The sequence below is a fragment of the Sphingomonas sp. A2-49 genome (assembly GCF_025548555.1).
Taxonomy (GTDB): domain Bacteria; phylum Pseudomonadota; class Alphaproteobacteria; order Sphingomonadales; family Sphingomonadaceae; genus Sphingomonas.
The window spans coordinates 58,554-71,459 of record NZ_JAJLPA010000013.1 but is presented as its reverse complement, the minus strand read 5'-3'; the positions used below and the strand labels follow the sequence as shown (position 1 = coordinate 71,459).

General features: G+C 69.3%; 11 protein-coding genes. 4 read left to right on the top strand and 7 right to left on the bottom strand.

Going from position 1 to position 12,906, the window contains the following annotated elements; translation table 11 throughout:
* Positions 1-23: 23 nt before the first annotated feature.
* From LPN01_RS11740 to LPN01_RS11730, 3 genes are all read right to left on the bottom strand, one after another.
* Positions 24-1,664: an inorganic phosphate transporter gene (locus tag LPN01_RS11740; protein ID WP_262828604.1), complete on the bottom strand. Its 1,641-nt coding sequence runs from the start codon at positions 1,662-1,664 to the stop codon at positions 24-26.
* A 67-nt stretch (positions 1,665-1,731) separates the two neighbouring features.
* A complete protein-coding gene (locus LPN01_RS11735) occupies positions 1,732-2,748 on the bottom strand; it encodes an LLM class flavin-dependent oxidoreductase (RefSeq protein ID WP_262828603.1) in 1,017 nt (338 codons plus the stop codon).
* On the bottom strand, positions 2,748-3,650 hold the full coding sequence (locus tag LPN01_RS11730) for a RimK family alpha-L-glutamate ligase (RefSeq protein WP_262828602.1): 903 nt from the start codon (positions 3,648-3,650) through the stop codon (positions 2,748-2,750). Before LPN01_RS11730 ends, LPN01_RS11735 begins: the two co-directional genes overlap by 1 nt.
* 105 nt (positions 3,651-3,755) lie before the next feature.
* Here LPN01_RS11730 and LPN01_RS11725 point away from each other — a divergent pair, with 105 nt between their 5' ends.
* The 4 genes from LPN01_RS11725 to LPN01_RS11710 all read left to right on the top strand — a co-directional run bounded on the left by LPN01_RS11725 (position 3,756) and on the right by LPN01_RS11710 (position 8,509).
* Positions 3,756-4,172 (top strand): DUF2946 family protein, encoded by a 417-nt coding sequence (locus tag LPN01_RS11725; protein ID WP_262828601.1) that lies wholly within the window; start codon positions 3,756-3,758, stop codon positions 4,170-4,172.
* Positions 4,173-4,238: 66 nt separating this feature from the next.
* Positions 4,239-6,269, top strand: a complete 2,031-nt coding sequence (locus tag LPN01_RS11720; protein WP_262828600.1) for a TonB-dependent receptor — start codon at positions 4,239-4,241, stop codon at positions 6,267-6,269.
* Positions 6,266-7,408 (top strand): PepSY-associated TM helix domain-containing protein, encoded by a 1,143-nt coding sequence (locus LPN01_RS11715; protein WP_262828599.1) that lies wholly within the window; start codon positions 6,266-6,268, stop codon positions 7,406-7,408. The genes LPN01_RS11720 and LPN01_RS11715 overlap by 4 nt, the downstream gene beginning before the upstream one ends.
* A gap of 15 nt (positions 7,409-7,423) precedes the next feature.
* Positions 7,424-8,509, top strand: a complete 1,086-nt coding sequence (locus LPN01_RS11710) for a mechanosensitive ion channel family protein (RefSeq protein WP_262828598.1) — start codon at positions 7,424-7,426, stop codon at positions 8,507-8,509.
* Here LPN01_RS11710 and LPN01_RS11705 read toward each other — a convergent pair.
* From LPN01_RS11705 to LPN01_RS11690, 4 genes are all read right to left on the bottom strand, one after another.
* Positions 8,466-9,869: a trehalose-6-phosphate synthase gene (locus LPN01_RS11705; RefSeq protein WP_262828621.1), complete on the bottom strand. Its 1,404-nt coding sequence runs from the start codon at positions 9,867-9,869 to the stop codon at positions 8,466-8,468. The genes LPN01_RS11710 and LPN01_RS11705 overlap by 44 nt on opposite strands.
* On the bottom strand, positions 9,851-11,662 hold the full coding sequence (locus LPN01_RS11700) for a glycoside hydrolase family 15 protein (RefSeq protein WP_262828597.1): 1,812 nt from the start codon (positions 11,660-11,662) through the stop codon (positions 9,851-9,853). The genes LPN01_RS11705 and LPN01_RS11700 overlap by 19 nt, the downstream gene beginning before the upstream one ends.
* The gene (gene otsB, locus LPN01_RS11695) at positions 11,659-12,405 is read right to left on the bottom strand and encodes a trehalose-phosphatase (RefSeq protein ID WP_262828596.1); all 747 of its coding nucleotides are present in this window, start codon (positions 12,403-12,405) and stop codon (positions 11,659-11,661) included. Before otsB ends, LPN01_RS11700 begins: the two co-directional genes overlap by 4 nt.
* A gap of 189 nt (positions 12,406-12,594) precedes the next feature.
* Entirely contained in the window at positions 12,595-12,903 is a 309-nt protein-coding gene (locus LPN01_RS11690; protein WP_262828595.1) for a hypothetical protein, read from the bottom strand.
* Positions 12,904-12,906: the final 3 nt, after the last annotated feature.

The window sequence follows — 12,906 nt, the reverse complement described above, 5'->3', positions numbered from 1 at the left end:
GCCGCGTGACGGAAGTGTTGCGGTCAGCCGCCCGTCGTGGCGCGCAGGATCGAAAGCAGCAGCCAGTAGAGCCCGCCGGCCAGCAGCATCGCCGCGGGCAGCGTCATGATCCAGGCGAGCGCCATGTTGCGGATCGTGCGCCATTGCAGCCCGGCGCCGTTCGCGACCGAGGCGCCGGCGACGCCCGACGACAGGATATGCGTCGTCGATACCGGCATGCCGAACCGGTCGGCGAGCAGGATCGTCGCGGCGGTCATCAGCTCGGCGGACATGCCCATGCCATAGGTCAGGTGCGTCTTGCCGATCCGCTCGCCCACGGTGACGACGATCCGGCGCCAGCCGACCATCGTGCCGAGCCCCAGCGCGATCGCGACGGTCACCTTCACCCACAGCGGGATGTAGCGCGTGCCGTCCTCCAGCGCGCCGGCATAGTCCTTTATCCCCGCGATCTCCTTCGCGGTGAAGCGTGCCTGCGCGCCGGGGTCGGCGGCGATGAGCTTGCTGGCGTCGAGGACCAGATACATGTCGCCGCGCAGGTTCGGCGTCGCCGCGGCGGGCACCTTGCCGAGCGAGCCGTAACTTGCCAGCCGGTCGCCGACGTCGCGCGACAGCGACGACAGCGCGCCATAGACCGCGGGCGTGTCGATACGGCGGGTCGCGATCCCCTGCGTCACGGTCGCGCGGGCGGCGTCGAGGGCGCGCGGTTCGGGACCCGGTTGGCGCGCGAAGATCGCCTCTGCGGTGCGGGCGTGCTGGACGAAAGCCGGGGTCGCGCTTTCGGGCACCGTTCGGTTGAGCGCATAGGCGGTGGGGGCGCAGCCGATCAGGATCAGCATGATGAGCCCCATGCCCTTCTGCCCGTCGTTGCCGCCGTGCGCGAAGCTGACCGCGGTGCAGGTGAGGATCAGCGTCGCGCGGATGCCGCGCGGCGGCGGCGCGCCGGTGTCGGGCGCGCGGTACAATTGCGGGTCGCGCAGGAACCGCTTCATCACCAGCAGCAGTAGCAGCGCGCCGCCGAAGCCGATCAGCGGGCTTATCAGCAGCGCCGACAGGACCTTCTGGACCTGATGCCAGTCGACGCCCGCGGTGCCGCCGAGCCCGCGCGAGAGCAACTGGTTGGCGAGCCCGACGCCGAGGATCGATCCGATCAGCGCGTGGCTCGACGAATTGGGCAGGCCGACGTACCAGGTCGCGAGGTTCCAGAGCACCGCGGCGAGCAACAGCGCGAAGATCATCGCGAACCCGCCGGCCGATCCGACGTGCAGGATCAGTTCGACCGGCAGCAGCGTGATGATCGAATAGGCGACCGCCCCCGACGACAGCAACACGCCGAGGAAGTTGAAGAACCCGGACCAGACCACGGCGACGTGCGCCGGCAGCGCGTGCGTATAGATGACGGTGGCGACCGCATTGGCGGTGTCGTGGAAGCCGTTGACGAATTCGAACGCCAGCGCGATCAGCAGCGCGAGACCCAGGAACAGGAACACACCCGTCGCCAGCGTCTCGCCGACTTCCGCGGTGTCGGCGACGATGCTGCCGCCGGCATAGCCGAGCGCTCCGACCAGCACCGCCAGGAACAGCCAGCGTCCGGCGGGGTGGAGATTCCCGTCCAGTCGCGGGCCGCGCGCCGGTGACGAGGGTGCTGCCGAGACCATGGTTGCCATACGTGCCTCGGTGGACGCGGGATGTGACGAGTTCGTGACAACGTCGCCCCCCTGCGCTTGGTTGCGCTCAGGCGGTGCCCATCACCTGCACCGCGAACCGCTCCATTTCCTCTTCCTGCGGACTCATCTGAAGCAGCAGCAGGTCGAGCCCCGCGGCCTCATATTCTGCTATGCGCTCCTTCAGCTGTTCGGGCGTGCCGACAAGGTTGGGGCGCAACCCCCTGTTCGAGACGGAATATTCCTGGATCTTCAAGTCGCGTTCGAGCTGCGTGCCCGACAGCCACTGATCGAAATTGGCGTATCCCGCCGGCAGTTCGGCGACGGTGGTGATGCGGTCGAGCTCGCGCTTCGCCTCCGCCTCGCTGTCGCGGACGATCGCATAGGCGGCCATGCCATAGCGCATCGGCGGGCCCCCGGCGGCGGCGCGGCGCGCGGCCATGTCGGCGATCTTGGGCGCGATCGCCGCGACCGGATCGCCGTGCATGACATAGGCGTCGCACTGGGCGGCGATCATCGTCTTGGCCTTTTCGCTCTCGCCCCCGGCATAGACGGTCGGGCGCCGCGCCGGCTTGGGCGCGCAGATCGCGTCCTCGGTGCGATAGAAGCGCCCGTCGAAGCTGAACCGTTCCTGCGTCCAAAGACCATCGACGACGGTCAGCCATTCCTCCGTGCGCGCATAGCGATCGTCGTGCTCGTCGAACTGCAAACCATATTGCCTCGCCTCGTCCGCCCACCACGACGAGACGACGTTGAGCGCCAGCCGCCCACCGGAGATCCGGTCGATGTTGGCCGCGGCCTTGGCGAACAGCGCCGGGTGGTGGAAATTGGGGCGGACGGCGACCATCAGCTCGATCCGCTCCGTCACCGCGGCGAGCGCGGCGGCGGTCGACCAGGCGTCGAGCGCAGGCTGTTCGATCCCCTTGATGTCGTTGAGGTTGAGCTCGGCGATCAGGCTGAGGTCGTAACCCCAGCGTTCCGACCGCTGGGTCAGGCGCTTGGCATAGTCCCAGCTCGCCTCCATCCCCTCGTCGGGCACATTGCGCAGCCAGCCGCCGAAGACGGGCATCCAGTAACCGTAGCGCATCAGGCGTCCTTCATCCGGGTGACGAGATAGTCGACGAGGCGGTCGTGCGGATCATAGCCCAGTATCTCATGCGGTCTGGCCACGAAGTTGGACAAGGCATTGATATCGTAGAAGCGGGCGACGCCATCGCGATCGTCGATCATCACCTCGACCCCGCCGACGTCGAGGTCGACCGCGCCCGCGATGCGCTCGGCGGCGGCGATCAGCGCGGGCGGCGGGGTGGTCGCGGTCATCGCGATGCCGCTGCCGGGGACGACGCAGGCATCGGCCGGGCACAGGTCGAACGCGCCGCCGCCGGCGACGTCGATCGCATAGAGGAAGGCACGATCCAGCGTCTCGATCCGGGTGATCGTGCCGTTGCGGGCGGGGACATAGTCCTGCACGAGCAGCACGCCGTCGATGCTGGAAGGCAACGTGCCGTCGGCGACCGCCGCGTGCAGCTCGTCGGCCGAATCGAAGCGGACGATGCCCGCCCCCGATCCGCCGATGTTCGCCTTCACCACGAGCGGAAAGCCGATCGCCGCCGCCGCTGCGGGGACATCGGTGGCACGATGCACCACCCGCGTCGCCGGGATGGCGAGGCCAAGGCTCGCGATCAGCGACAATTGCCGTGCCTTGGACGAATCGATCGCCAGCACCTCCGGACCGTTGACGATCCCCGCGCCGGCGCGGCGCCAGTGGTCGAGCAGCGCCGAGGCGTGAAAGATCGGATGCTCGCCGCTGCGCAGGAAGCTCGACATCGCGATGCGGTTGAAGACCAAAGGTGCCGGCGGACGACGGTCGGCCGGGTCCCAGTCGCCGTCCGGCGTCAGCGCGGTGTAGCCGATGCCGCGCCGGTCGAGCGCCGCGAACAGCGGCACGAACCAGGCGGGATGTTCGTAGAGGATGGCAAGATCGGTCATGACGGCAGGGGCTTAGCGGATCGACCCGGCCTGCGGGAAGGGGGCGCGCCATCTCTCGTCCGTCCGACCGATGACAGGGGCGTCCATCGCGTCTAGGCACGCGGGGTGACGTCGCTGCGCCGCCACCTGCTGGATCGTCGCGCGCTGGCCCTCGGGCTGGCGCTGCTGGTGCTCGCGGTGAAACTGCTCGTACCCGCCGGGTTCATGGTCGGCGTCGTCGATGGCCGCGCCGTGCTGCAGATCTGCAGCGGTACCGGCCCCGTCGTGGCGATGCGCATGGCCGGCGGACACGGCGGTCACGCCGCCGCCACCCATGGCCACGAGAGGGGCGACGAGGCGCAGGCGGAAACGCCGTGCCCGTTCGCCGCGCTGACCCAAAGCGTCGCCGTGCCGATCGACGCGGCGGCGGTCGCGGCCCCGGTGCTCGCCGCGATGACCGCGATCCCCATGGCGATGGCGGCGGCGTGGCCGTCGGCACGCCATCTGCGACCGCCGCCGCGGGGGCCACCGCTCCGCGCCTGATCCACCCATCGTGACAGTGACGGCGGCGCCCCGATGGGAGCGCCGCCGGGATCGGGATATGCCTGCATGACCTATGTTCAGACCGCCGCGGCGGCCACGATGCTCGTCCTGTGTGCCCCTGCCGGGGCGCAGACGGACGGCCACCACCACGACACCCCGGGTGCTTCGCCCGACACCGTCTTCTCGGTCGGCGACATCGTCGTCACCGCGCGCGACGCCGCGCCGGGCGACGTGCTGACCTCCGTCGACCGGCTGGGCGCCGACGTCGCGCAGCGCCAGAGCGTCGACAATGCATGGGAGGTGTTCGCGCGCCTGCCCGGCGTCACGCTGACGGACTTCAACCAAGGGACCACCTCCGGCCGGTTCTCGATCCGCGGCTTCAACGGCGAAGGCGAGATCAACGCGGTCAAGCTGCTGATCGACGGCGTGCCCGCCAACGCCAACGACGGCGGCATGCCGTTCATCGACGGCGTCATGCCGCTCGACATCGCTGCGGTGGAGCTGGTCCGAGGCACCGCCGATCCGCGCTACGGCCTGCACGCGATCGCCGGTTCTGCCGACATCACGACGCGGATCGGCGGCACCTATCTCGATACGCGCGGGTTCGTGGGGGCGTTCGGCACCGCGGAGGCGCAGCTTGCCGCGGGCGTCGAGACCGGGCGGTTCAGCCAGAATTATTTTTTGGGCTATCGTCGCAGCGACGGCTTCCGTGACCATGCCGGGCTCGACCGCGTCAGTTTCGCAGGCAAGTGGTTTTACGACGGGGGCGCCGTACGGGTCGGCGCGATCGTGCGACAGGCCGTGGTCGAGGCGGACGAGCCGGGGTATCTGACCGATGCGGATGCCTATACCGACCGGCGACGCTCCTATGCCCTGTCGGCGCAGGACGGGGGGCGTCGCCAGACGGACCAGTACAGCCTGCATCTCGACGCCGACCTGACCGACGCCGTATCGTTCAGCGCGAAGGGCTATGCCAACGGCCTGATCGACGACCGCTACGTCCGCTTTTCCGCCGCCGTGGCGCAGCAGCGGCGGCTGACGCGCGAGCAACAGTATGGCGCGCTGGCGACGCTGCACTATCACCCGGCGGTGACGTTCGTACACGCGCTGACGATCGATGTCGGTGGCGATGTGCAGGTGCAGGACAACCGGAGCCTGCGCTGGCTGACGCAGGACCGGCGGATCACGAGCCAGACGCGCGACCAGGCGTTCGGGCTGACCGTTGCGGGCGGCTATATCCAGGCGAGCGTCGAGCCGGCCGCATGGTTGCGGATCACGCCCGCCTGGCGGTTCGACGTCGTATCGGGAACGCTGACCAACCGACTGAATGGCCAGCGTTATCCGATCAACGATTATGGTACGATCAGCCAGCCGAAGCTGAGCGTCGCGGTCACCCCGATCGCGGGCGTCACCGCTTACGGCAATTACGGCCGCACCTTTCAGATCGGCGTCGGTGCGGGCGCCTACAAGGTACCGCCGCGCACGCTCGACCTCGATCCGTCGATCAACGCGGGGTGGGAGGCCGGCGTCAAGCTGGCGCGCGGACGCTGGTTGCAGGCGCGGCTCGCCGCGTGGCGGCAGACGGCGAGCGGCGAGATCAAGCGGCGGCTCAACGATCCCTCGGGCGACAGCGACAACCTCGGCGCGACGCGGCGGCAGGGGATCGACGTGCAGCTGACCCTCGCGCCGGTGACGGGCGTGTCGGTCTGGGGCGCCTATTCCCGCCAGCGCGCCCGGATCGTCACCCCCGATCCGGCGACGCCGTCGCAGGCGGGCAACCGGATCGACCACGTTCCCCAGAACCTGTTTTCCGCCGGGCTCGATATCGTCCCGCTGCCGCGCTGGCGCGTGTCGCTGTGGGGCAACGGCCAGTCGAGTTATGAGCTGACCCCCGCCAACACGCTGCCGCGCTACGGCGCCTATCTGGTCGTGGCCGGCGAGGTCGCATGGCGGATGATGCCGCGGCTGGAGGTCGCGGTACAGGTCCGCAACATCGGCGACCGCGCCTATGAATATGTCTGGTTCGACGGGACCCAGGTCCTGCATTCGCCGGCGGAGGGGCGCGCGCTCGGCGGCAGCATCCGGCTGACGCTGTGACCACCGGCGTGCAACGGGTGCGCGTCGCGATCCGGCGCATGCATGTGTGGCTGGGGCTCGGCATCGGCCTGCTGTTCGTGGTGACGGGCCTGACCGGCAGCGGCCTCGTCTTCTACCCGGCCATCGACACGATGCTCGACCCTGCGCTGGCGCGGGTAGATGCGGCGGCGCGCCCGGCGTCGTGGCAGGCGGTCTACGACGCGCTGCGCCGCGACAATCCGGCGCGGACGGGGGCCTGGCGGATCGAGGCGACGCCCGACGGCGGGCCGATCCCGGTGCGCTATTACCGCCCGGTCGAGACGCGCGGGCGCGCCTTCGCGCCGCTGATGCTGTGGCTCGATCCGGCGACCCTGCACGCGGTGCGGCGTGGGTTCTGGGGCGAATATGCGACGACGTGGCTCTACGACCTCCATTACCGGCTGCTGCTGGGGGAGGCCGGCGGGACCGCGATGGGGATCGCCGGGATCGTCATGCTGGTGCTGCTCGTCAGCGGCCTGTGGGCGTGGTGGCCGCGGCATGGCGGCTGGCGCCGGTCGCTCGCCTGGAAGCGCGGCGCGGTGGCGTCGCGGCGGCTGTACGACATCCACAAATGGGCCGGGATCGCCGGCGCAGTCGTGCTGATCGTCGTGACGGTCACCGGCATCCTGCTCGACCTGCCCGACCCGGTGCGCGCCACGGCCGCGCGCGTCTCGCCGCTCGCCACCGTGCCGCCCATGGCGAGCGTGCCGCGGCCCGCCGGGTTCCTGCCGCTCGATGCGCTGGTGGCGCGGGCGCGGCGGTTGCTGCCCGGATCGACGCTCGCCTGGATCGAGACGCCCGCCGACGCGCATGGCGTCGTCCGCGTTAACCTGATGGTACCGGGCGAGCCGAGCCGGCGGTTTCCGCGCAGCAACGTCTGGCTCGACCCGTATGACGGCCGGGTGCTGGCGGTTCGCGACCAGCGAGGCGACGGGGGCGGGGACACGGTCCTCGCCTGGCTCCATCCGCTGCACGGCGGCGAGGCGCTCGGGCTCGGCGGACGCTGGCTGGTCTTCGTATCCGGCCTGCTGCCGGCGTTGCTGTTCGCGACGGGATGCTGGCGCTGGATCGCGCGACGGCGCCGGCATTCGGGCGCCGTGCGGGAGCCTTCGCCGCGCTGATGCGTGTTAGCGTCGATGCATATTCCGCTACTCGATATCCATATCCCCGCATGGGCCGGGCGGCTGCTTGGCGTCGTGGCCTTCGTCGTCGTGCTGGCGCTGCTCCACCGCATCCTGTTCGCCGTCCTGCGCCGGGTCGCGGCACGGACGACGACGCGGACCGACGACATCCTGCTGGCGCGGCTCGGCAAGCCGACCTTCTGGCTGACGATCGTCATCGCGCTCGCCGCATCGGGTCCGGGGCTCGACCTGCCACGCTATTGGGAGACGATCTGGCAGCGCGTGCTGGGGCTGCTGACGCCCGCGGTGTTCGGCTGGATGCTGCTCGCCGCGCTGACCGTCTATCGCGACATCAGCGAGGTGCGGTTCGACATCACCGCGGCCGACAACCTGCGCGCGCGGCGACGGCGCACCCGGATCAGCATCCTGCACCGCATCGGCGTGTTCGTGCTCGTGATGCTGACCGTGATGATGATGCTGATGAGCATTCCATCGGTGCGGACGATCGGCGTGACGCTGGCGGCATCGGCCGGCGTCGCCGGGCTCGCGATCGGCGCGGCGGCACAGCCGGCGCTCAAGAACGTCATCGCCGGCATCCAGATGGCCTTTACCGAACCGATCCGCATCGATGACGTCGTCATCATCGAGAACGAATGGGGACGGATCGAGGATATCCGGCTGACCTATGTCGTGGTGCGGATCTGGGACGACCGGCGGCTGGTCGTGCCGGTATCGAAATTCCTCGAAAACAGCTTCCAGAACTGGACGCGCGAAACGAGCGCGCTGCTGGGATCGGTGTTCTGGTACCTGGATCCCGCCGCGGACGTGCCACGCATCCGGGCGAAGCTGGAAACGGTGGTGCGCGCCAACCCGCGGTGGGACCAGCGGTTCTTCAACCTCCAGGTGACCGATTCGAAGCCCGACGGGACGATGGAGGTGCGCGGGCTGATGACGGCGAAGGACGCCTCGACCGCGTTCGACCTGCGTTGCGACGTGCGCGAGGCGATCTACGCGTTCATCCGCGACGAGATGCCCGAAGCCCTGCCGCGCGACCGGTTCATGCGGGCGCCGGCGGCTCCGTCCCCATCAGCACCGTCGTGAACGTGCGCCGCCACCAGCCGATGTCCTCGCGCGTGATGATGTCCATCATCCGCTGCCAGCGCGCGATCCGCTCCTCGCGCGGCATGCGCAGCGCCAGCATGATCGCGTCCGACATCTCCTCGGCGGAATAGGGATTGATGAGCACCGCGTCGGTCAGCTGGCATGCCGCGCCGGCGAAGCGCGACAGGATCAGGACGCCGGGGTCCTCTGGATTCTGCGCCGCGACATACTCCTTGGCGACGAGGTTCATGCCGTCGCGCAACGGCGTGACCAGGCCGATCTTCGCGGCGCGATAGATGCCGGCGAGCACGTCGCGCGGATAGCCCTGGTTGACGTAGCGGATCGGCACCCAGTCGATGTCGGCATAGCCGCCGTTGATCCGCCCCGCGAGCCCTTCCAGCGTGGTGCGGATTTTCTGGTAGCTGCCGACGGCGCCGCGGCTGGGCGGCGCGATCTGGAGCAGCGTCACCTCCTTGCGCTCCTCGGGGTGCTCGACGAGGAAGCGTTCGTAGCCGAGGAACCGCTCCTCCAGCCCCTTCGAATAATCGAGCCGGTCGACGCCCACGATCATGTCGCGCCCGACCGCGGCATCGCGCATCCGGCGGAAGGCGAGGCGTCCGCGGGTGCTGGTGGCGAGGCCGGCGAATTCGTCGGCGTCGATCCCGATCGGACAGGCGACGACCTTCACCCGGCGATCGTCGAGGACGAGGTCGCCGTCCTCCATGTACGCGCCCAGCTCGTGCGTCGCATAGTCGCAGAAGCTCTGGAGCCATTCGTCGGTATGGAAACCGATGACGTCATAGGCGAACAGGCTGCGGACCAGCGCCTGCGCCTCGGGCAGGATCGCGAGCAGGCGGCGCGGTGGCCAGGGAATGTGGAGGAAGAAGCCCAGCCGGTTGCGGCAGCCGCGCTTGCGCAGTTCCTCGCCGAGCGGAAACAGGTGGTAATCCTGGATCCAGACCGCGTCGTCCTCTTCGATCAGCGGCTGAACGGTATCGGCGAAGCGTTCGTTGACGCGCTGGTAGCCGCCGGCGAATTCGCGTTCGTATTCGGCGAGGTCGACGCGATAGTGGAACAGCGGCCACAGCGTGCGATTGGCATAGCCGTTGTAATATTCGTCGATGTCCTGCTCTTCCAGGTCGACGGTGGCGGTGGTGACGCCCTCGTTGCGCTGAAATGTGATCTGGCCGGTATATTCGTCGGTCTGCTCGCCCGACCAGCCGAACCACATCCCCTTGTATTCGCGCAAGGCGGAGGCGAGCGCGACGGCCAGGCCGCCCTGCGATCCGGAATTCGAACCCGTCGGGGCGGAGACGCGGTTGGAAATGATGATGAGACGGCTCAGCGGATCGAACTCCAGGGTTTGGACAGCATGGCGGCACAGTTTATCATGCCGACCAGCGAATAGGTCTGGGGGTAATTGCCCCACAGCTCGCCCGATGTCGGGTCGATATCCTCGGAGAGAAGCCCCGCTGCGGTGCGTCGTGCCAGCATCTCGTCGAACAGCGCGCGCGCGTCGTCGTGGCGTCCGGTGACGTGCAGCGCCTCGATCAGCCAGAAGGTGCAGACGTTGAACGCGGTTTCGGGCAGGCCGAAATCGTCCTCCGTATCGTAGCGCAGCATGAAGCTGCCGCGACGCAGGCCCTGCTCGACCGCCTCCAGCGTGCCGAGGAAGCGGGGGTCGTCCGGTTCGAAGAACCGCAGGTCGAGCAACTGGATGAGGCTGGCGTCGAGGTCGTCGCCCGAGAAGGTCGCCGACATGCGGTTGGTGTCGGGCCGCCACGCCTTGTCCTCGATCACGCCGCGGATATGGTCGGCGCGCTCCTGCCACAGCGCGCAACGGTCGTCCTTGCCCAGGACATGCGCGGCGTTGGCGAGCCGGTCGCACGCCGCCCAGCACATCGCCACCGAATAGGTGTGGACGCTCTGCCGCGTGCGCAGCTCCCACAGGCCGGCATCGGGCTTGTCGTAATGCGTCCAGGCACGCTCACCGACCTGTTCCAGCCGGTCGAAATCCTCGACCGTATTGGGCCGCAGCAGCCGCTGGTCGAAAAAGGCGTGGACGCTGCACAGCACGATCTGGCCATAGGCATCGTATTGATGCTGCTCGTAGGCGGCGTTGCCTACGCGCACCGGCCCCATGCCGCGATAGCCGGCGAGCGCGGGCTCGAACCGCTCGGTCAGCGTCGCTTCGCCGAGGACGCCGTACAGCGGCTGGATATGCCCGCCCGCGGCGTCGTCGACGATGTTGCGGAGGTAGCCGAGATAGCCTTCGAGGACGTCGAGCGCCCCCAGCCGGTTGAGCGCCTGCACGGTATAATAGGCATCGCGGACCCAGCAATAGCGATAGTCCCAGTTGCGCTCCGACCCGGCATGTTCGGGGATCGAGGTGGTCAGCGCAGCGACGATCGCACCGGTTTCCTCGTGCTGGCACAGCTTGAGCGTGATCGCCGAGCGGATCACGACGTCCTGCCATTCCAGCGGGATGGCGAGGCTGCGCGTCCATTGCTGCCATTCGGTCGTGGTCTGGAGCAGCATCGCCTCGAGCGTTTCGGCGAGGTCGCCGCTGAAGCTCTCGTCGGGCCCCAGGAAGAAGTGCAGCGGCCGTTCGAGGCGGAAGGCGCGCTCCTCCTGCACCAGCCCGATCGGCGCGGTGGTGGTCAGGCGCAGCGGCATGGTGTCGAGCAGGATGCGCAGATGGTTCGATCCGCCGACCTGTTCGCGGCAGGTCCCGCCCCAGCCGCAGGTCGTGCGCAGCCGGACGACGACGCGCGGGCTGCCGCTGACCGGGCGGACGATGCGGGCGAAGGCGACGGGGCGATAGGTGCGGCCCGAACGGACGAAGCGCGGGCAGAAATCGATGACCTCCAGCGCGTTGCCAGCGGCGTCGGTGTGCGTGCTGACCAGGATCGGCGTGTTGCGGATATAGCGTTGTTCGACGCTGACCGAATGTTCGATGCCGATCGACCAATAGCCGCTGTCGGGCTCGACGCCGCCGACGAGCGCGGAAAACAGCGGATCGCCGTCGACGCGCGGCACGCACGCCCAGACGAAGCGGCCGGCGCGGTCGATCAGCGCGCTGACCTGGCAATTGCCGATCGGCCACAGGTCGACGCTGGCGGCGGATGCGCTGGGCTGAGGCGCAGGGGTCATGCGGCGAGGCTTTCGGTTGCGGCTTCAAGCCAGGAGAGGGTGGCGGCGACGCCGTCCAGCCGCCAGCGGGCGGCGGTCGCGCGCGGTGCGCCGATCAGGATGCCGCCGCCGCCGAGGTCGCGCGCGGCGACCATCGCGGGTTCGTCGGTGTCGTCGTCACCCAGGAACACGGGCGTGCGGCCCGCCATCGCGGGCGCGCGCATCAGCGCGGCGAGCGCGGTGCCCTTGTCGGCGCCGGGCACGCGCACCTCGATCATCATCTTGCCGGTCTGAAGGTGCAGTCCCGCATCGTTCGCCAGCGCGGCGGCGAGCGCCTGCGCCGCATCCGCCGCATAGGGCGCGGCGCGATAGTGCAGCGCGGCGCCGAGCGGCTTTTCCTCGACCAGAACGCCGTGTGTTGCAGTTGCGAAGCCATGCATGCGCTCGACTATACGGTCGAGGGCGGCGGGGCGTTCCGCGCGCTCGTGCCGGCCGTCCGGCCATGCGACCTCCAGGCCATGGCTGCCCGAGATGGCGAACGGCGGATCGGCGAACAGCGCGCGGATCGACGCCACCGGTCGGCCCGACACGATCGCGACTCGCCCCTCGAGCGCTTCTGCGAGCCGCCGCACGAGCGTCGCCAGCCGCGCATCGACCGCGACCGCGTCGGGGTGCTCCTCCAGTTCGACGAGCGTGCCGTCGAAATCGAGGAACAGCGCGGCATCGCGCAACAGGTCGACGGGGGGCGGGGGCAGATGCGTCACCGGTGCCGTCTCGGGGATCGGGCGGTGGGGGTCAAGCCGTGGGGGATCGAACAGGATGTGCGCATCGATGCGGCGCTACCTTCCGACGACTGCCGGTCGCGGTCGTGGCAGGCTGCGCCGTAATGCTATCGATCCTGGCCAGCCGACGGGGCGGGGTGGCGGTAGCCATCCGCCGGACACGCCATCCGCTCAGTGCCGAGGAGTCGCTCGTTCGACCCACCACGCATAGGACAGGATCGCAACGCCGAGGGCGAGGCTGACCGCAGCCAGTTGCAGGGCTTCGGCGCGCTCGGCAGCCGCCGAGAGCACCCCTGCCACCCCGATGGCGACGCCTGCCAACACCGCGATCCAGCCCGCTAGCGCGTCGGGCCAGCGCGGACGCGGCTCGATCTTCTCGATCAGCAGGCGTGCGCTCAAGGGATCGACGACCAGCGCCTTGCGGATCGTCCGGTTCAGGATCGCATGGGCGATCAACCGGCGTACCTGCGCGACGATCATCAA